We start from the raw sequence: 19562 nt of genomic DNA, 5'->3' as shown, positions 1-19562 counted from the left end.
GCCTTGCCGAAACTCCAAGCGACCGCCCTCTTTACGGCCGTCCTGTGCGCGGTGACGCTGTTGGCCGGCTGCACCCGTTCGGTGCAGGGCAGGGCGGTCTCGGTCTACGACGATCCATTCAAAGTGGCGGGGCTGCCGACCACCAGCGGACCGAGCGGACCGCGCGCCGGCGTCCCCGATACCGGACTCACGGCAACCAACGGCGATGGCAGCGCGACCGACACCCTCGCCCTCAACGCCGTCGACGATATCCAAACCTATTGGCGCGGCGAATTCGGCAAAGAATTCCAGGGCGAGTTCAAGCCGGTCGACAAGCTCATCTCCTGGAGCGCGAAAGCGCAGAAGAGTCAGGCTCCCGAGTTCTGTAAGGAAACCACCTATCACCTCGTGAACGCCGCGTACTGCCGACTGGACAACTCCATCGGCTGGGACCGTTCGGTGTTGCTGCCGACCATGGAGGACACTTTCGGCAAAATGTCGGTGGTCATGGTGCTCGCTCACGAATACGGGCACGCGATCCAGAGCATGGCGAAGATCGTCGCGCCCAAGGACCCGGTGATCGTCAAGGAACAGCAGGCCGACTGCTTCGCGGGCTCGTTCATGCGGCATGTGGCCGAGGGCGGCGCCGCGCATTTCACCATCAACACCTCCGATGGCCTCAACTCGGTGCTCGCCGCGACGGTCGCGATCCGCGATGCCGACCCCGACGATCCGGAGAGCGTGCACGGCTCGGCCTTCGAACGGGTCACCGCGGTGCAGGTCGGTTTCACCGACGGACCCAAGGCCTGCAAGGCTATTGATATCAACGAGATCGCGCGGCGGCGCGGCAATCTGCCACAGAGTTTCACCGGCGACCAGGGCCGCGGCGAATACCCGATCACCAAGGAAAACCTGATCGAGCTGAGCAAGGCGCTCGCCGCGATCCTGCCGATCGAGCAGACACCGACCTATAACTACTCCGGCGCGAAGATCGACTGCCGCGACGGCGTCACCACCGAACCCGTCTCCTACTGTCCCGCCGCGAACACCATCGCGACCGATATCCCGGAACTCGCGCAGCGCGGCACCTCCAACGCCGACATCGACAATCCGTTGCCATTGAAGGTGACCGGCGACTACAACGGCTACGTCGTCTTCATCTCCCGATACACCCTTGCCGTACAGCAGAGCAACGGCCAGCAGCTGGTCGGCGCCAAGACCGGATTGCGTGCGGCCTGCCTGTCCGGGGTGGTCACCGGGAAACTCGCCCAAGCGGGGCGTCCGATCTCACAGGGCGATATCACCCTCGCCGCAGGCGATCTCGACGAAGCAGTATCAGGATTGCTGACAGACGGACTGGCAGCAAGCGACGTCCAGGGCCAGACCGTGCGAAGTGGATTCTCTCGTGTCGACGCGTTTCGCGCGGGCGTCATCAACGGCGAAAAGACCTGTATGTCGCGATATTCGTGACCGCAGAACCGAGCCGCTGACCGTCCTGGCCGCCGGTCGGGGCGTGACAGTACTCGTACACGCAGTGCGCTAGCCGAAGGGCGGCGGGGCGGCGGGTTCGAATCGCAGGACGCGGTTGCCGATCAGGATCTCGGTGCCCGGCACCAGCACCAGCGGCTGATTCGGTGGCAGCCGCACCCAATCGCGGTAGCCGGGCAGGCGGGTGCGGGTGCCATTGGTGGATCCCCGATCCACCACGGACACATCCCAATTCACCAGCATGATCTCGGCGTGCGCGCGGGACATACCGCCGGAGGAGTCCTTGACCTCGAGCGGAATCAGGCCGCGCTGTGCCTGCTCGGAATGCTCGGGGTCGCGGCCGAGCACGGCGTCTGCGGCCAGCATGTAGGTCCTGCCGTCGTCGAGGATCAGCATGCCGAGCGGCGGACGGACCACCTCGATCAACTGCTGGGTCTGGTCGACCGGCATCCCGCACACGGTGCAGAACGCCGAGCGCGGATCGCTGGGATGGGCACGCGCACACTTGAATCCGAGCACTTTCACCGTGAGGACGGTGGCCTTGGCGGTGGCCTCCAGCCTGCGCTGCAGATCCGGATCCGGTAGCGGCGCCGGGTTGGTGCCGCCTGCCTGAGTGGGCGCGTAGTGCAGGTCGATGCCGTGCTGATCCTGGGCGGCATCGAGCATCGCCGTCGACGCCTGTGTGCCGGTCGGATACGGGTCCGCATCCGATTCGGAGGCAGGCGTGGGCGCCGCATCAATATGCGCGGTCGGCGGCGCGATGCGCCGATGGCCGGCGGTAGGTCCGACCCCGCCGGACCTACCGCGCACCGGATCCGACCAGACGATGGCGCCGCCTGCCTGTGCGATGCCCTCCACCAGCCAGCCGATCCCCCGCTCGGCGGGCAGCTCGGGGACGCGACCCTTGGCATCGTCGACGAACAATGCGACCGCCCGTGCCGGGACGCTCGCGACGCGATCGACGGTGAAGGCCGCGTCGCTGCCTCGATATCGCTCGACTGTGCCGTCTCCGGCGAGCACCGCGGTAACCGAACCGTGCAGGAAAATCGCCACCCCGCCGGCCTCGGCCGCGGAAAGCACACCGAAATCGATCGGCTCCCCCGGGCTGATCTGTTCGGCGTGCTTCATCAACCAGCGGGTGGCCTGCCGTGCCACCAGCGCGCCCGGCCCGGCGGGCTGCTGCTCGGCGGCCGTACGGATGAGCTCGGCGATCGATTCCAGGGCCAGCACAGCAGGTGATTGCGGAGTCGGCTTGCCCGGCCCGCGATGGGCGACGACCACCACCGCGCCCCCGACCCTGGCGACCGCGTGACCTCCGGCGACGACCTCAACCTGCCGATCCCTCAACGGTATCGGCCCCCGACGGCTGTGGAGTGCGGGTTCGTCCTCACGACACCAGAGTATGGCAATACGAGCGACACGATCTATTGAACCTTCTGCGCGTGACTCCGGTAACTTCACATGTACAAACGGGAGGAATGAGGGGCCTGTCATGGTTCGGATTTCGCGCATTGCGCTGGCCGCGGCCTGTATCGGACTGGCGGGTGTCGTGACCGGATGCAGCGTGCCGGGGACGCCGACCGCCGGGGAACTGGACGTCCGCAAGTTGGAGGTCGGCAGTTATCAGGTCGACCGTCACAAGTACCCACAGGACGCGGGCAGCAACGGGGCGCTGCTCGAGGGCATGCGGATGTCGGAGTTCGTAGTCCCGACCGTGCGGATCGACCCGGTACTCAGCTACGGGCGCGGCAGCACGCTGCTCGCCACCGCCGAGGATGCCATCGAATTTCTGGCCAACGTGTCCAAACCGATCCTGGAGAACCGCAAGATGGTCGTCGGCTACGCCGCCATCGGCGCGGACCGGCCGGATCCGCCCGGCGAGAAGCGGCCGTCGCCGGAGGCCACCTCCGTCACCAATGTCGTGCTCCGCTTCCCCGACGAGGCCACCGCGAAGCTCGCCGCCAGGGAGTTGGAGGACACCGATCTCGCGGTCTCCCCCGACAACCGCAAACTCCAGTCGACGAAATTCCCCGACTCCTATAACCATTGGCGCCCTGGCGTTCCCACCATCGGCACCTTCATGGCCTACAAGGAATTCGTCATCTCGCTTTTCGTCCAGCGCCCGAAGGCCGACGGCCCCGACCTGTTGAGCTGGGTCGACAAGACCCTCGCCGCCCAGGTCCCCGCGCTGGACAAATTCCAGGCCACTCCACAGAACAAGCTCGGCACCCTGAAGGTCGACCCCGACGGCCTACTGGCCAGGGTCGCGGTCGCCGACCGCAAGGGACATACCCCCGACGGCATCAGCTTCGCCATCTACGGAGCGAATTTCATGATCAGCTCCTCCGAGGACGAAGGCGTCCGCAAACGCCTGATGGAGGAGACCGGTGTCGACCGCGTCGCCATCGTCGATGCCAGCTCCGTGACGCGGGCGCGCGATTCCGCCGCTGCCGAGAAACTCATCAGCGGACTCATCGGCAGCGCCGGCAGCCAGTTCGACCCGATCGGCGCACCCAACGATGTTCCCGGCGCAAAGTGCCTGGAGCTCAATGGCAAAGGCGATCCGGACCGCGAATACAAATACCGGTGCTATGTGCCGTACAAGCAGTACGTCGGCGTGGTGACCAGTGACAAAGAGCCCGATGTCCGGCAGAAGGTCGCGGCGCAATACGCGCTGCTCGCCAACAGTCTCTGATACCAGCGAACGAAGCTTCCGCTGGAAAACTGATCTCGGTGCGGCACGTGCGAGTGAAGTAGTATCCCGCGAGAACTACAGAACGAGGGGTGGGTGTGACGCTGGCCGTCGTCCCGGACCGACGAACGGACGATGGCGAGGGATCTGCCGGGACGGGGGAAGTATGAAGTACAGAGGCGGGCTGGCGGCGCTGGTCATCGTGGTAGCTGTGGCGAGTGCTGGTTGCTCGACCAGCGTCTCGGGAAGCCCCGAGCCGGGATTGACGCCGGTGGATCTTCCGACATTGAAGGTAGGGGCGTACTCGCCCGAACCCACCGGATATGACGCGGAGATCAGTACTCCGGGCAAATTGCGCCTCGTGGAGGCGCGTCGGATGCTCAACTACCTGGTGCATCCGTCCGATATCGACAGTGACATCACCGTCCTCAACGATGTAGAGCTGTTCTTCGATGGCGAACAGATGGTCACGTCGGATACATTTCCACAGCAGTATCGGCCTGCTGCTGTCGACAACAACCTGATTGCCGGCGCATATGTTTCGCGAACCAACGGCGACCTCCGGCACCGGAAAAAGTTGATCATTTCCGTACTACGGTTCCCCACCGAAGCTGCCGGCCGAAAAGCAACCGAAGAATTCGATCAGATCACCAACGCGGATCCCGGGCGTCACCCGATTCCGATCGAGAACCGCCCGGATGCCAGGACATCATCAGCAGACGATATTACGGCCATCTCGTTCGTGTCACACGGCCCATATGTCATTCTGGCCAATGCCGCGGTCCCGGAACCGAATCCGAGTTCCCTTTCGAGCATTATCGGGAAGACTATCGATCAACAACTCGCCCGTTTGGATCAGCAAAAGCCCACGCCGCTCGATGATGTGCTGGACCTCCCCACTGATCCGGACAGCATCATGCGACGAGCGCTCCCCAAAGCGAAGGATTACAGCGATCCGTTCATCTTCGATCACGACTTCGGTCCGTACGAACCATCCGGACAGCTTCATTTCGAGCGCAACCCTGTCGAAATCGGGAAAGCATTCGAAGAAAGCGGGGTCGATCTGGTCGGACGACGCGCCGGGATCATCTATCGGACGCGCGATCTCGCTGCCGCGTTCCACCTGCAGAACGTGCTGGTCAAGGCCGGAAAGAATGATGAGGAGTTGGCCCCGCCGCCAGGACTACCCGATGTCAGATGTTTGAAACTCGACTCGTCCGACCCATTCCGGTCGTATGACGAGCTGTGCGCAGTGGTCTATGGACGGTACGTGGCCGTGGTGATGTCGAAAGCACCCTACTCTGCGCGGTCGGATCCGGCACTGTACCAGCGAGCCGCCGCCCAGTACGCAATTCTGGCAAAGAGCGAGTGAGGCCGTGATGCGATCTCGACATATCTGGTGCGTCATCATGACCGCTGCGATCGGTATATCCGCAGGCTGCGGTGACGGTGACAATGACACAGCCACTCGAACCATCGATGCGGCTGCGCTGGATTCCGGCAACTACGCGACGGTTCCGCGAGATATCGAAGCGAGCCGAACGGAGATATCGGGAGCACGCCAGGAAGCCATCCGAATCGGTAACGCAACCCCCCTCCCAGCGGACGTAGACGGAAAGTTCGCCTTCAAAACGAGCATATATTGGGACCGACGGATTACTCCCGGTGATCCCACGGCACTTCCGTCACTCAACAGCAGAGACTTCAATGACCTCACCCCCGGCTTCATCGCCGGCTGGGAATCGCGTGGCCAGCGCCGCGAACAAGTCGGCCTCGGTACTGTATTAGATTTGTACACATTGCGATTCGAAAATGCCGCGCTAGCCCAGGCAGCTGCCGCACGAATCGCGGACCGCCAGCAAGAGTCTTCCCCCGGTGAGGCCATCAAAATTCCGGAACGGCCCGACGCCCGTGCGAAATGGAATCCGAAAAGTCGATATCTCGATTCGCAATTGGTAGCCGGTCCCATCCTCCTGCTCGTTCACGTCGACGATCCGGTAAGCGAACCCGTGGACACGGCACGGCTCGTCGATCTGACGCAACAAACCTTCAGTAAGCAGATCGAAGGATTGAAGGGCTATACGCCTACCCCTGTCGATCAACTCCGATCGCTACCACTCGACGTCGAAGGCCTGCTCAGCCGCACGCTGCCGCTGGACGACCAAGGGAAGCCCACCGACCGCGGTGATCTGTCGATGGTGATGCCCAGGCAGGCAGCACTACACACCGATCATTACCCCAATCTCACCAAGGCCGCCTTCGACGACGCGGGCGTCGATCTGGTCGCGTTTTCCGGCGGTCAGCTCTATCGAACCCGGGATACCGAAAGCCCGGAGCGCTTGATCGCCGCTTTCATCGATCAGGAAGCCAAGGGCTATAAGGCAATCGAAGGTCCACCACATATGTCCGGGGTGAAGTGTTTCGACACCAAGGATCCGAAAACGAGCAAGGACCGCTATTCGCCGGTGTGCTATTTCGGATATGACCGATACGCCGCGCGGGTGCAGACCAGCAGCGTGCAGCAGCTCTATCAGCGGACTGCGGCTCAGTACAAGCTACTTGCCTACGGACACTAGATGAGAACTACGCGAACGAAGGGGAAGGTCGTGATGCTCGCCGTTGGATCGACGCCGGTTCGAGCCGCCGGAATCCTGCTCACGGCCGCGGCGCTGACGATCGGTATCGGCGCCTGTGGCTCGGCGGTGACCGGAATGCCTACGCGAGTACCGTCCGACGTATCGAAGCTCGATGTCGGCAATTACCAGACAAAGCCACGCGAGATCGGTAACGCGAGAAGCGACCGGCAGGCTCGTGCCCGCGAAGCACAGCGGTTGTCCGACTATGTCGCCCTGCCCTTCGAAGCCGATCCGTCCTATGTCGAGGACGCGTGGCTCATCCGTCCGCACGTCGTACTCAACCGAAAAACCTTGGGCAACCTCGTCATCAACGACACCTTCGATGATGTCGCGAAGGATTTGGTGGCCGGCTGGGTCAATGCCTGGCAGACCGGAGGCGAACCCGAGGCCAAGCGCCGCACCTTGAATGTCGCGGTGCTGATGTTCCCGGACGCGAAGACAGCATCGGCAGTCGGCCCGGCACTCGAACACGACGACTTCACCTACAACCGCGACAACGAGCCGGTTCCGATCACCAAACATCCGAGCACGACGGCACATTGGCGGCCGGACATCTCCTCGATCGGCTCGTGGACCGTGCACGATCGGTATGTCATCTTCGTCAAGGTCGTCGACGACACCGCCGCGCCGGACCTCCCGGCCCTGACGAACCAGGTCGAGCGGATGCTCGACGTGCAGATTCCACTGATCGACAAGTTCCAGCCGACACCCGCCGACGAGCTGAAACATGTCGCCCTCGATCCACAGCGTCTACTCGGGCGCACCCTGCCGAGCAATCCCGAATCGCCACTGCGCGCCGAACCGGACGGCGTCTATACCGGCCGCGGCACACTGTCGCTGTTGCGGGCCCGTCCGTCGTCACTGACGGCATTGGAACAGGGTGAAGTCGACCTCGTCGCGTTCGGCGACGCCGTGGTGTTTCGAAGCCGATCCGACAAGGGTGCAGAGACACTCTGGAAAGAGTGGCAGCCGTCCACCACCCTCGAGCCGAATGAAAAGATGGTCGACTCCCCTTCCGCACTAGCACAGCAGGTCGAATGCTACGCCGAGATGGCCAAATCCGGTGAGACGCAGACCGTGGTCATGAATATCTGCAGCTTTCATGTCGACCGGTACCTCGTGCAGGCCTCCGGCAAACAGTTGCAGGACCTCCATCAAAAGATTTCCGCGCAGTATGCCCTGATCACGAGTAGCTGAGGACGATCGCATGCGGCAAGGACTTGCACCTGGTCGCCGCGGCCACGCTCGTCCGCACCTGGATGCAAGTCGAATACCCGGCGGTGACTTGCTAGATTCCTTCCGGAGGCTCGCATGTTCGGGCTTTTCGACATCGTTGAGGGAGGACCGAATGGCGTTGCGGCCCGGCGCAATCGTTGGCGGCTACCGGGTGCTTCAGGTCCTCGGCGCGGGCGGAATGGGCACCGTGTACTTGGCGCAGAACCCGATCCTGCCCCGCCGTGACGCTTTGAAGGTGCTCAGCGCCGACCTGTCCACCGATGGTGAATTCCGCGCCCGGTTCGAGCGCGAGGCGAATCTGGCCGCAGGACTCGACCATCCGAATATCGTCGCGGTGTACAACCGTGGCGAAGAGGACGGTCAGCTGTGGATCGCCATGCAGTATGTCGAGGGCACGGACGCCTCGGAGGAGGCGAAGAAGGGGCCGGCGGTCATGACCCCGCAGCGAGCCCTGCGGATCGTGTCCGAGGTGGGCAAGGGACTCGACTACGCCCACCGGCGCGGACTGCTGCATCGCGATGTGAAGCCGGCCAATTTCTTGCTCTCCGCCGCGGAGGAAGGCGACGACGAGCGGATCCTGCTGACCGACTTCGGAGTCGCGAAATCCTCGGATGACGGCCAAGACCTCACGGCGACAGGCAATTTCATGGCCACCGTCGCCTACGCGCCGCCTGAGCAATTGGTCGGGACCAGTCTGAACCACCGCGCCGATATCTACAGTCTCGGCTGCTCCTTCTTCAAGCTGCTGACCGGCCAGAACCCTTACCCGTCGACCATGCCCGCAGTGGTCATGATGGGGCACTTGCACGAGCCGCCACCGAAATTGAGTTCGGTTCGCCCCGGCCTGCCCGCCACGCTCGACGGCGTGATCGAGAAGGTGATGGCCAAGGACCCGGCGCACCGCTACGCCACCTGCCGGGAGTTCACTCAGGCGGCCGAAGCAGCCTTGTACGGCAACCAGTTCCGAGCGCCCGAGGCCGGCTATTCGACCGACACGCGAATGCCGCACATCGCACCCGTCACCGATCCCCGCATTCCCATCACCGGACCTACCACCGATCCGCGCGCACCCCTTGCCGGATACGCACCGCAGCAACGGGAAGACACCGACCAACGACTTGTCGCGACCACGCGGAACAACCACAAGCCATCGTTGGCCCGCCGATTTCTGGTGCCCGCGATCCTGGCCGTCGTCGTCGTCGCCGTCGCGGCGGGCACTTTCTTCTTCACCAGCCGCGCGTCGGAGGCCGGCGCCGACGGCGACCAGCTGGCTCTGGTCCGCAGTGCCAACCCGCAATTCGCGGGAAAAACGGTGACCGCCTTCAGTTTCGGCAATGCCACGCTCTCGGCGGCGCTCAACCCCAGCCAACAAGCCAAATTCCTGCAGAACATCGGCTTCCAGTACAGCCCCAAGTACAAGGCGGTCGGCGACGAGAAGTCACCACGAGCGCTGTCGGTCAGTAGCTATTCGATCGACATTGATTCCGAAGTCGTCATCGTGCTGAGGTCCGACAGCGAGGCGAAGAACGGCGGCCTGCGCGGCCTGCCGAACTCCATACTGCAGAGTACGGCCAAGATCGTGGTAGTGGACGATCCCTCGACCGTGCAGGCGTTTCAAGTCTGGACCGATCAGTCCCAGAGCGCCCTCATCGACAAGATGGTCCCCACGATCGCGAAGGTCGTGAAGTAAACCTGCGCAACGCAAGACGACCCTTGATAGGTCCCAGCCGAGCACCGTCGGCCGCTCTGCCGCCTGATCGATGCCGGTAGCGCTCCAGCACGCCATTCGGTAGGGTGATGCCCAGCCAGCCCACTCGCCAGTTTCAGGTGGTAGCGAGCACAGGGGGAAGGAGGGGAGCAGAGCGCTGGCAGCGACCGATGCGACGGTACCGCGGTCGAGAACGTCCGGGGGGATCTCATCCAGGGCACTCTGGCCACGGTGCAGCCAGTCGACAACGCGCAGGGCGACGAAACTCGATGACGGCCAACATTTTTCGAAATCGATGGAACCGATCGAGCAGAGCACGCGTCCAAACACTATGAACAGGTCAGCTGGCACCTGCAACGTTGATCATGAGAAGAAAGAGGAGGAGCCGCAATGGCGGAAGCAGGGCATCTCGATGCTAGTCCCGAGTTGATCGCGCAGAAGGCGAAGGAGTTCCAGGAGCAGCACAACAATCTGATGCTCGCCATCCGGCAGCTGAAGACCGACGAGGACAATGTCACCAACGGCGCCAACTGGAAGGGCCAGGCGCGCGACGCGTTCAACGCCTTCATGGAGCGCTACTACTTCCAGGCCGACAAGCTCAACGACAAGCTGATGGAGACCTCGGAGAAGCTCATCAAGGCCGGCTCGTCCTTCGAAGATCAGGACACCGACTTCTCCCGGCAGGTTCAGGCTCAGGTATCCAGCCTCGACCTTCCCGCCGTCTAATTCGAAACTCGCAACAAAGGAGCCTGAAGAATGGCCGGTAGCTCGCAGAATATCTCCGCCAATTTCGACGGAGTCGCCGATGGAGCGCAGCAGATCATCAAGCGCGCCGAGGGTATTCGAGACGAACTGACCTCCTTCCACAAGAAGATCGAGGAATTCATCACGCAGAACTGGAAGGGTGCAGCGAACGATGCATTCGGCCAGATGCAGACCACCTGGAACCAGAATGTCGAACAGCTGAATGCGACGCTGGTCGGTGCCGGTCAGCTGGTCAGCAAGGGCAACTCCGAGCTGCAGAGCACGGATAGCGCCCTGGCGAACCTCTTCTGACACTGAACAACTCAGACCATTCGCGCCCCCGGCAGATTCTGCCGGGGGCACGAATTTTTATCCGGTGTCGATGCCCCATGGATTGATTCTCCACGGGCACAACGTTTTACGGAGTCACCTGCACCGAGGCCGCGAACTGTTCGCAGGCCGGCGCAATCGACTCCCACTCGCCGAGGAACTGACATCCGGTGCTGACCTGAAGCCCGTGTTCGACCAGCACATGCCAACGCACCGTGGAACCATCACCCGGCCGTTCGATATAGGCGAGGCCCGACTTTCCGCCGAACACCTGGTCATGCTTCAGATCGGTCAACGCACCATTCGGCTTCTGCCGCATCTGCGCCTCGAGGCTCCTGGCCACCTGCTCATAACCGATCCCGGCGGCGACCGGCGTTTGGATCACGGTGATCCGCATGCGGCTGCCGTCCTCCGGTACGAGGTCGACGCGTGGCTTGCTCGGGTCAGGAGCCTGCGCGAGACGCCAGCCCGCCGGTGTCTGAAAACGCACGCGCCCAATGGTTTCCGATGACGGTGCGCCTCCAGGTGGTGGCGCAGGCTGGCCGTCGGCCGTCGCTTGCGCGGTGGCGTGGACCGACGCCGAAGCTCCCGCAGGCACCGCGGGAGTGTCCTGCGAGCCGCCGAGGACGACGACCGCTCCCACCGCGGCGGCGGCGACCACCAGAACACCGGCGACCGCGGCGACCAGGTATCCGGTGCGGCGACGGTCGGGGCCCCCGACAGCGGCCGCACGCTGTCGAAGCGGCTGCATCCACTCCGCGGTCGGCAGCGCCGAGACAGCCTCGGTCCGATAGTCGGGGTCCGGCCGCGGCCCGCGCACCAGGTCGGCGCCTGCGATCGGCCGCAGTTCGACGGCCGGTCCAGCGATCGGCGGAACCACCGAACGGATCACCTCGAGTTTCGCCGGATCCGAAACACCCACCACCTGAACGACATCGGCCGGGCGGCCCGCGAGCAGCCGGCCGACGAGCGCGGCAAGATCGTCGGCGGCCTGCGGGTCTGGGCCGAGGTCGGCCAGCGCGAGATTCGGTTCGTGCTCACATGATTCGACATGCGTGCCCTGATGGCTGCGCACGACGGTGCTCGCGGTGGTCGACAGCGTGCCGAATTCCAGCACCACCGTACGGCTGCTGCGGTCGGCGCCCTCATCGGCAGCCACCGCGCGAACGGCCATGTCCTCGAAGACGACATCGTTGGCGAAGCGGCGCAGTGCGGCCTCGAGAACCGCACGCCGTCGCGCGCCCCACTCCGTCGGACACGCGACGGTGACCCGGCCGCAGGGGGTGGCGACGCCGAGGTTCTGCAGCACAGTGCCGACGATCGCTGTCATCGCCTCGGCGACGGCGGGCACCCGTGGCAGCAGTGCGATCCGCTCCCCCGTGACGAACTGGACGGCGGAGCTGACCTGGGTCGGCGGCGTCAACGGCTCACCGACGACCAGATTCCCGTTGCTGCCGAGCACAACCGACGGCGGCACATCCCAATGGGTGGCCGGACCGCACGCCCAGATACGCGTGTCGGTGACCACCAGGTCGACGACGGACATCACTCCGCCGCCGGCATCCACGCCAGCTGAATCAGATCCTCAGTGTTGCGCGTGACGTAGGTGCCGCGGCCCGGCGGCTTGGGGCCGGGACGGGTGGTGCCCATGAGCACGCCTTCGTCCTTGTTGCAGCTCATGATCAGGCCCGCCGAGCCGAGGTCCTTCATCCTGGCCAGCGTGGCCTCGTACATCGCGCGGCTCGCGCCGCCGGAGCGGCGGGCGATGATCAGGTGGAAGCCGAGGTCGCGAGCGTGCGGCAAATGCTCGACCAGCACCGACACCGGATTGCCCATGGAGGTGGCGACCAGGTCGTAGTCGTCGATGATGACGAACAACTCCGGTCCGCTCCACCACGAGCGATCGCGCAGCTGCTGCGGCGTAACGTCCTGCCCCGGCGTCCGCTGGGCGACATAGGCGGCGAGATCGGACATGTTCTGGGTGAATTGCGGCGCGGTCGATCCGTAACCCGCGAGGTACCCGTCGGGCACCAAACCGAGCATGGTGCGCCGGTAGTCGCCCAGGATGAAGCGCGCCTGATTCGGGGTGTTCGATGCGGCGATGCCCTCGACGAGCGAACGCAACAATGTCGACTTACCGGATTCGGTGTCACCGATGACGATGAAGTGCGGGCTCTCGTTGAAGTCGATGTAGACCGGCGCGAGCTCGGATTCGTTGATACCGAGGGGAATACGCATGTTCTTGCGGTCCGGGTCGACCTGCGACGGCCAGTTGCCCGCCAGCTGCAACAGCTGTTCGCGCGGCAGCATCTCCGGCAGCATGCGGGCCGCGGGCGCGTGCCGGCCCGGCGTGAGACGGGCGATCGTCGCGACCGCCTCACCAACCGCCGCACCGAGATTGTTGGGGTCGGCGCTGCCGTCGATGCGGGGCAGACCGGTCAGCATGTGCAAGCATTCGGGTGTCATACCGCGACCCGGCCGCCCTTGCGGGACCAGCGCGGCGAACTTGCGGCCGAGGTCGGAGTCCATCGGGTCACCGAGGCGCAGCTCGATCCTGGTGCCGATCTGGTCCTTGAGCGCCGGACGCGCCTCGGCCCACCGCGCCAGTGCGATGACAACATGCACACCGTACGAAAGACCCTGCACCGCAAGGTTCATGATCGGCTGCTCGAGCGGATCGAAGTCCTGGCGGATGGATCCGAAACCGTCGATCACCAGGAAGACGTCGCCGAAGGGATCCTCGTGCGCGCCCGCAGCGGCCGGGCTGCTGGCGGGGTCCATGGCCCGCAGGCGGCGGAACTCGGTCATGGACTCGATGCCGAGCTGACGGAAGCGCGCCTCACGGGACCGGACGATGGTGCCCATCTCGGCGACCGTGCGCCGGACCTTGTCGTCGTCCAATCGGCTTGCCACCGAACCGACATGCGGCAACCCCTGCAGGCTGGCCAGCGTGCCGCCACCGAAGTCGAGGCAGTAGAACTGCACCTGCTCGGCGGTGTGGGTCAGCGAAAGCGCCATGATCATGGTGCGCAGTGCGGTCGACTTGCCGGACTGCGGACCGCCGACCACCGCGACGTTGCCTCGTGAACCCGACAGATCGACGACCAGCGGATCGCGGCGCTGATCGTAGGGCCGGTCGACAATTCCCATCGGGGCTCGCAACGTCGCGACGGCCGAGTACTCGCCGGTGAGGATGGAGCGCGGGATGAGCTGATCGAGGGTGGGCGCCTCATCCAGCGGCGGCAGCCAGATCTCGTGTGCCGGACGACCGTGGCCGCGGATGCGCGAGACCAGCATGTTCACGTTGGAAATTTGTTCGCCGTCGTCGGAGTGCTGCTCCGGCTCGTTGGCGGGCGTGGTCTGCAACGGAATCCGGTCGGCGGGCCGGAAGTCGACGTGGACGGCGGCGAACGGGCGCGCCTTCACATCGATTTCCCCGCCCGCGATCCCCGCACTGGTGACCTCGCGCTGCGAACCGCCGCCGACATACGGGCCGGAGACATAGGAGGCCTGGAACCGCTGGATTTCGCCCGAGTCCGACTTCAGATAGCCGCCACCGGGAACGCCCGGCAGGTTGTAGGCATCGGGGACACCGAGCACCTGGCGAGATTCGTTGGCGGAGAAGGTCTTCAGACCGATCCGATAGGACAGGTGGCTTTCGAGGCCCTTCAGCTTGCCTTCCTCGAGGCGCTGCGAGGCCAGCAGCAGGTGCACGTGCAGCGAGCGACCGAGGCGGCCGATCATCACGAACAGCTCGGCGAAATCCGGGTGCTGGGTGAGCAATTCGGAGAACTCGTCGAGCACGACGAACAGCGCGGGCAGCGGATCGAGATCCGCGCCCGTGGCACGGGCCTTCTCGTACTCGGAGACGTTGGCGAAGTTGCCCGCTTGGCGCAACACTTCCTGGCGGCGGTTCATCTCGCCCGCCAGCGCGTCCTTCATACGGTCGACGAGGTCGGCCTCGTCTTCGAGGTTGGTGATGACCGCCGCGACATGCGGAACGCCGTCGAGGCCGAGGAAGGTCGCACCGCCCTTGAAGTCGACGAGCACCAGGTTCAATTGGTCCGGTGAATGGGTGGCGAGCAGGCTGAGCACCAAGGTGCGCAGGAACTCGGACTTACCGGAACCGGTTGCGCCGATGCACAATCCGTGCGGGCCCATGCCGCTCTCCGCGGCTTCCTTGATGTCGAGCTCGACCGGAAGACCGTCCGCGCCGACACCGAACGCGACCCGCAACCGCTCGCGGCCGTAGCGTGGGCGCCAGGCGTGTTCGGGATTGAAGGTGCCGATGTCGCCGAGACTCATCAGCTGCGACCACGACGAGATCACCTCGGAGTCGTCGACCTCGACATCGCTGCTGCGCTGGGTCGCCGCGCGATACGGCGCGAGCCTGCGTGCCACCTGCTGAGCCTGCTGCGGGGAAATCCGGTCGATCAGCGCGAAACGTTCCTGGTTGCCGGTGGCGCCGCGACCGACGCACTCGCCGTTCTCCACGACCATCTTGATGCCGCGCGATACCGCCAAACGCGGTGCGTACCCGCACAAGTCGATGAGCGTGACGCCCTCGTAGCCGGATTCACGCAGCTGATCGTCCTCGGCCTCGAGCAGACCGCCGTCGACCACGATGACGATGTGCACCAGATTGACGTTGGCAGGCTGATTACGGGAGTACCGAACACGATTGGCCAGCAACGGATGCAGACCCGTCATGGCCTCGCGAATCGAGCCGTAGAACATGCGCTGGGTGCCGATGCCGTCCTGCGCGTCGGGGTGCTGGGTGTGCGGCAGCCACTTGGTCCACTCCCATTCGCGTGCCGTGTCCGGGCCGCAGACCACCGCGACGAGCACCTGGTCGGGCGCCTGGAACATGCACAGCTGCAACAACATTGCGCGAGTCATTTCCCTGGCTTCGACCCGATCGCCGTCCAGGGCGATGGTCGCGAAGCCTTTCACCGCGATCGCGGTCGGCAGGTCGGGGACCGTCGAGTGGGCGCGCACGAAACGGCGCAGCGACACCGCGGCGATCGGCTCGAGCTCCTCGACCGGACCGGTCTCCGGCGCGACCAGTCGCGTGGCGAGGCGCTGGCCGCCGATACCGATGCGGGCGTGGCAGAAGTCCTTGTCCCCCGCACGCCGCTCCCACATCCGGCTGGTGCCCGCCAGCATCCAGATCAGGCCGGGCTCCGGGTGGCTCCATTCGACGGAAGCGCGCTGCTGCCTTGCGGTGTCGTCGACATCCCTGCGCACCTGGTCGAGATAGCGCAGATAGTCCTTGCGGTCCTCGTTCGCTTCGGCGGCCTTCTGCCCCTTGCCACCGCCCTGACCGGCGAACATGCCGACCATGGAGAAGACCATCATCATCGGGAACATCATGGTCATCGGGTTCGATGCGATGCCACCGCCCTGGGTGAACATCAGGGCCATCATCCCGACCATGCCGACGACCATCACGACCGGCATCATCTTGCTGAGCAAGCTGCCCGGCGTTACCCGGGGAATCTCGGGCGGCGGCTGCAAGGTGACTTCACCGCCGGGAGAACGCGGCATCTCTCGTCGCGCACGGCGCTGGAACCGGACGGTACTCATCAGACGAGAAATCCCCCTTACGCAGCTGTACTTCGGGCTCAGTGTAGAGCCGGCAGCTGACATGTCGTACAGTTCGACCAGCATTCTGCTGCCCGAACCGTGGGTTCGCAAGCTCGGCCCCTGGGTATGCCGGTTGCGGAAACACGAGGTAGAAGACGAGTTGGGGGAAGCTTGACGCACGCGCGCCTTGACCACATCGACGAAGAGTCCTCGCGCGGAATCGTCCGTGCACCGGACCTGGCTCGAGTGACGATTCTGGCCAAACACACTCAGGTGGATATGGCGATCCCGGTCGACGTTCCCGTCGCCCTGGTGATTCCGAGCGTCGTCGACATGGTCGCCCAGCACAGCCGCACCAACGATTTCGACAACCAGGGCGAACGCTTCGAGCCCGCCGAGTGGGTGCTCGCCCGTATCGGCCATCCGCCGTTCTCCAACTCGCTGAGCCTCGGCGAACACGGTGTCCGCGACGGCGAGCTGCTGATGCTCGAAAGTGCCTCGCACACAGCGCCGATGCCGCTGTTCGACGACATCATGTACAACGTCGCGATCGCGGACACCGACCACTACCGCAGCTGGAGTCCGAAGGTCGCGCGACTCACCGGCTCTATCCTCGCCGCGATCACCATGATCGTCGGCTGCCTCGGTCTGCTGCTGGCCAAGGACGCGCTGCCCGGCTACGTGAGCGGATCGATCGCGCTGACGGTCGCCATCCTGCTCGTCGTCGCAGGCATGGTGTTCAGCCGCATGTACGGCGACACCGGCACCGCGCTTGTGCTCGCCGGCTGTGCGCTGCCCGCGGCGTTCACCGCGGGCATGCTGCTGGTGCCCGACGAATACGACTGGGCACATATCCTGCTCGGCTCGGTCCTGCTCGGCGCCACCGCGATCCTCGCGTGGCGCGTCACCGGTGTCGGCCTGGCGCTGTTCATCGGAGCGAGCACCCTTGCGGTGTACGCCGTTCCGGCCGCGATGGTCGGTCTGCTCACCGAGCAGTCGCTGCCCGCCATCGGCGCGGTCGCCGCCGCACTCGGACTCGGCGGTCTCTCGCTGGCGCCTCGGGTTTCGATGCTGCTCGCCAAACTGCCGCTGCCGCCGGTGCCTTCGCCGGGCACCCCGATCGACCCGACCGAGGACGATCCGGACGACCACCGCGCGCTGCCGACCATGGACGCACTGCGGGTCAAGTCGGAACGGGCCCGCATGTACCTCGGCGGACTCGTCGCGGCGACCACGCTCATCACCGTCGCGGGTTCGCTGGCGGCCACCGACCCCGACGCCGAAAGCCCCTACTGGCAAGGCATCGCGCTCGCACTGGTCTGCGCGATCGTGCTGATGTTCCGCAGCCGCACCTACGCGGGCGCCGAACAAGCCGTGGTGCTGATCGCGGGCGGCGCGGCCATCGTGCTGATCATGTTGATCGGCGCGAGCATCGGCATGGAGCAGCCGCTGATGGTCTTCGGCGCCGCGATGGTCATCCTGATCGCCGCGCTCATTCTCGGCATCATCATCCCGAACCAGTCGGCGACGCCGCCGATGCGCCGCGGCGTAGAACTGCTCGAGTACGCGTTCGTCGCCGCCGTACTGCCGCTGGTGTTCTGGGTGGCCTCGCTCTACTCGCTCGTTCGCGGGCTGTGAGCGCGACCCTGCGCGTCGCGGCCGTCGCCGTAACGCTGGGCCTTAGTGCGTCATTCGGTCTCGGCTCGGGGTACGGCGTCGCACATGCCGACCGGCCGCCCGCCGTCAACCCGGGTCTGGTACCGCCGGGCGACCCCGCCGCTCCGCCCGAAAAGACCGAGCGTCCACCGAATTCGAACTGTGCCGACGTCGGCACCGGCGGCGACGGGCCGGCCATCCCCACCGCTCAACGTTCACTCGACCTCGATCGCGCGTGGAAATTCTCCAAGGGCGCCGGCCAGGTCATCGCGGTCATCGACACCGGAGTGGCTCGGCATCCCCGTCTCCGAGGACTCGAAGCGGCCGGCGACTTCGTCGCCAATGCGGGCGACGGCACCGAGGACTGCGATGGCCACGGCACGCTGGTGGCCGGGCTCATCGCCGCATCTCAGGTGGACGGCCAGGGATTCTCAGGGGTAGCGCCAGAGGCACGGATCATGACGATCCGGCAGACCAGCAAGATGTATCAGCAGGAAGGCCGCTCCAGGGAGAAAGCACCCGAGGCGTTCCCCGACAGCTATGGCGACTTGAACACCATGGCATCAGCCATCGTGCGGGCCGCCGACCGTGGCGCAACGGTCATCAATATCTCCGAGGTCTGGTGCGGAACGACCAGCCCCGACGCCGACAACAAGATCGGCGCGGCCCTCCATTACGCCACCGTGGTGAAGGACGTCGTCGTCGTGGTCGCGGCGGGCAATGTGGACGACAAATGTAAAGGCGACAACGAGGTAATAGATCCGCTCGCCCCGACCGCCGATCCCTGGAGCAAGGTCAAGTGGAATATCAGCCCGGCCCGTTGGGACGACTATGCGCTCGCTGTCGGGTCGATCGATGCGAACGGCGCTCCGTCCAAGTTCACGATCCCCGGTCCCTGGGTCGGCGTTGCCGCACCGGGCGAGAATATGACCTCGCTCAATCCACGCGGGAGCGGTACCGCCGTTACCGTCGCCGACCAGCGTGGCCAGCAGAATCCTGTCAGCGGAACCAGTTTCGCAACGCCACTGGTGTCCGGCGTTGTCGCGCTGATTCGCGCGCGGTTTCCGGAACTGAGTGCGCGGGATGTCATCAAGCGCATCGAAGCCACCGCGCACGCACCGGCCGAAGGCTGGAACCAATATCTCGGGTACGGAGCGGTCGACCCGATCGCAGCGCTGACCAACGAGGTCACCGGCCCGCTGCCGCCCAAGCGCCCGAGCCAGGCCAAGAGCACCCAGCTCTCGGTGCCCGCACCGGCCCCACCACCTGATCACCGGGCCCGCAATGTCGCACTGATCGGCACCGGAATCATCGCGGCCGCACTGATTCTGGGCTATCTCGCATCGTTCCCGATCCGCCGCAGGTTCGGAGTGTCCAGCGACGATATGTGACGCCTGCGTCCGCTCCAGACACAGAAGAGAGTTCCGGTGTTGAATCACCGGAACCCTCTACAGTTTTCGAAGGCGATGCGTGAGCCTCTCGATGGCTACACCTGCCCGAGCAGCCG

Annotated in this window: 13 protein-coding genes; 10 read left to right on the top strand and 3 right to left on the bottom strand. The window is 64.9% G+C overall.

Annotated features, from left to right (window positions below; genetic code table 11):
• Positions 1–3: 3 nt before the first annotated feature.
• On the top strand, positions 4–1449 hold the full coding sequence (locus OHQ90_RS10010) for a metallopeptidase (protein ID WP_328409367.1): 1446 nt from the start codon (positions 4–6) through the stop codon (positions 1447–1449).
• A gap of 69 nt (positions 1450–1518) precedes the next feature.
• On the opposite strand, the gene OHQ90_RS10005 is transcribed toward OHQ90_RS10010, so the two are convergent.
• Positions 1519–2814, bottom strand: coding sequence for an FHA domain-containing protein (locus tag OHQ90_RS10005; RefSeq protein ID WP_328409366.1), 1296 nt, complete (start codon positions 2812–2814; stop codon positions 1519–1521).
• A 145-nt stretch (positions 2815–2959) separates the two neighbouring features.
• On the opposite strand from OHQ90_RS10005, the gene OHQ90_RS10000 reads away from it, so the two are divergent.
• From OHQ90_RS10000 to OHQ90_RS09970, 7 genes are all read left to right on the top strand, one after another.
• A complete protein-coding gene (locus tag OHQ90_RS10000) occupies positions 2960–4162 on the top strand; it encodes a DUF7373 family lipoprotein (protein ID WP_328409364.1) in 1203 nt (400 codons plus the stop codon).
• A 163-nt stretch (positions 4163–4325) separates the two neighbouring features.
• Entirely contained in the window at positions 4326–5531 is a 1206-nt protein-coding gene (locus OHQ90_RS09995; RefSeq protein ID WP_442941454.1) for a DUF7373 family lipoprotein, read from the top strand.
• Positions 5532–5538: 7 nt separating this feature from the next.
• Positions 5539–6735: a DUF7373 family lipoprotein gene (locus OHQ90_RS09990; RefSeq protein WP_442941358.1), complete on the top strand. Its 1197-nt coding sequence runs from the start codon at positions 5539–5541 to the stop codon at positions 6733–6735.
• Positions 6736–7992 (top strand): DUF7373 family lipoprotein, encoded by a 1257-nt coding sequence (locus OHQ90_RS09985; protein WP_328409359.1) that lies wholly within the window; start codon positions 6736–6738, stop codon positions 7990–7992.
• Between the two features lie 151 nt (positions 7993–8143).
• A complete protein-coding gene (locus OHQ90_RS09980; RefSeq protein ID WP_328409357.1) occupies positions 8144–9721 on the top strand; it encodes a serine/threonine-protein kinase in 1578 nt (525 codons plus the stop codon).
• 408 nt (positions 9722–10129) lie between these two features.
• On the top strand, positions 10130–10465 hold the full coding sequence (locus OHQ90_RS09975) for a WXG100 family type VII secretion target (protein ID WP_328409355.1): 336 nt from the start codon (positions 10130–10132) through the stop codon (positions 10463–10465).
• Between the two features lie 30 nt (positions 10466–10495).
• Positions 10496–10795 carry a WXG100 family type VII secretion target gene (locus tag OHQ90_RS09970; protein WP_328409353.1) on the top strand — a complete coding sequence of 100 codons (300 nt, stop codon included), beginning with the start codon at positions 10496–10498 and terminating at the stop codon, positions 10793–10795.
• Positions 10796–10901: 106 nt separating this feature from the next.
• On the opposite strand, the gene OHQ90_RS09965 is transcribed toward OHQ90_RS09970, so the two are convergent.
• Together OHQ90_RS09965 and eccCa are read right to left on the bottom strand one after the other, a co-directional pair.
• The gene (locus OHQ90_RS09965; protein WP_328409351.1) at positions 10902–12359 is read right to left on the bottom strand and encodes a type VII secretion-associated protein; all 1458 of its coding nucleotides are present in this window, start codon (positions 12357–12359) and stop codon (positions 10902–10904) included.
• Entirely contained in the window at positions 12359–16399 is a 4041-nt protein-coding gene (gene eccCa, locus OHQ90_RS09960) for a type VII secretion protein EccCa (RefSeq protein WP_328409349.1), read from the bottom strand. Before eccCa ends, OHQ90_RS09965 begins: the two co-directional genes overlap by 1 nt.
• Positions 16400–16570: 171 nt before the next feature.
• On the opposite strand from eccCa, the gene eccD reads away from it, so the two are divergent.
• Complete coding sequence (gene eccD, locus OHQ90_RS09955) at positions 16571–18037, top strand: type VII secretion integral membrane protein EccD (RefSeq protein ID WP_328409347.1); 1467 nt, start codon at positions 16571–16573, stop codon at positions 18035–18037.
• Positions 18034–19446, top strand: a complete 1413-nt coding sequence (gene mycP / locus OHQ90_RS09950; RefSeq protein WP_328409345.1) for a type VII secretion-associated serine protease mycosin — start codon at positions 18034–18036, stop codon at positions 19444–19446. The genes eccD and mycP overlap by 4 nt, the downstream gene beginning before the upstream one ends.
• The last annotated feature ends 116 nt before the right edge of the window (positions 19447–19562 follow it).

The organism is Nocardia sp. NBC_00403 (assembly GCF_036046055.1).
Lineage (GTDB): Bacteria > Actinomycetota > Actinomycetes > Mycobacteriales > Mycobacteriaceae > Nocardia.
This window is presented reverse-complemented; position numbering and strand designations above follow the sequence as displayed.

Excerpts from the sequence above, each read along its gene's own strand:
- OHQ90_RS09995 (WP_442941454.1), top strand. The coding sequence starts at position 4,326 with ATGAAGTACAGAGGCGGGCTGGCGGCGCTGGTCATCGTGGTAGCTGTG.
- OHQ90_RS09990 (WP_442941358.1), top strand. The coding sequence starts at position 5,539 with ATGCGATCTCGACATATCTGGTGCGTCATCATGACCGCTGCGATCGGT.
- OHQ90_RS10000 (WP_328409364.1), top strand. The coding sequence starts at position 2,960 with ATGGTTCGGATTTCGCGCATTGCGCTGGCCGCGGCCTGTATCGGACTG.
- OHQ90_RS09985 (WP_328409359.1), top strand. The coding sequence starts at position 6,736 with ATGAGAACTACGCGAACGAAGGGGAAGGTCGTGATGCTCGCCGTTGGA.
- OHQ90_RS09975 (WP_328409355.1), top strand. The coding sequence starts at position 10,130 with ATGGCGGAAGCAGGGCATCTCGATGCTAGTCCCGAGTTGATCGCGCAG.
- OHQ90_RS09980 (WP_328409357.1), top strand. The coding sequence starts at position 8,144 with ATGGCGTTGCGGCCCGGCGCAATCGTTGGCGGCTACCGGGTGCTTCAG.
- OHQ90_RS09965 (WP_328409351.1), bottom strand. The coding sequence starts at position 12,359 with ATGTCCGTCGTCGACCTGGTGGTCACCGACACGCGTATCTGGGCGTGC.
- OHQ90_RS09970 (WP_328409353.1), top strand. The coding sequence starts at position 10,496 with ATGGCCGGTAGCTCGCAGAATATCTCCGCCAATTTCGACGGAGTCGCC.
- eccCa (WP_328409349.1), bottom strand. The coding sequence starts at position 16,399 with ATGAGTACCGTCCGGTTCCAGCGCCGTGCGCGACGAGAGATGCCGCGT.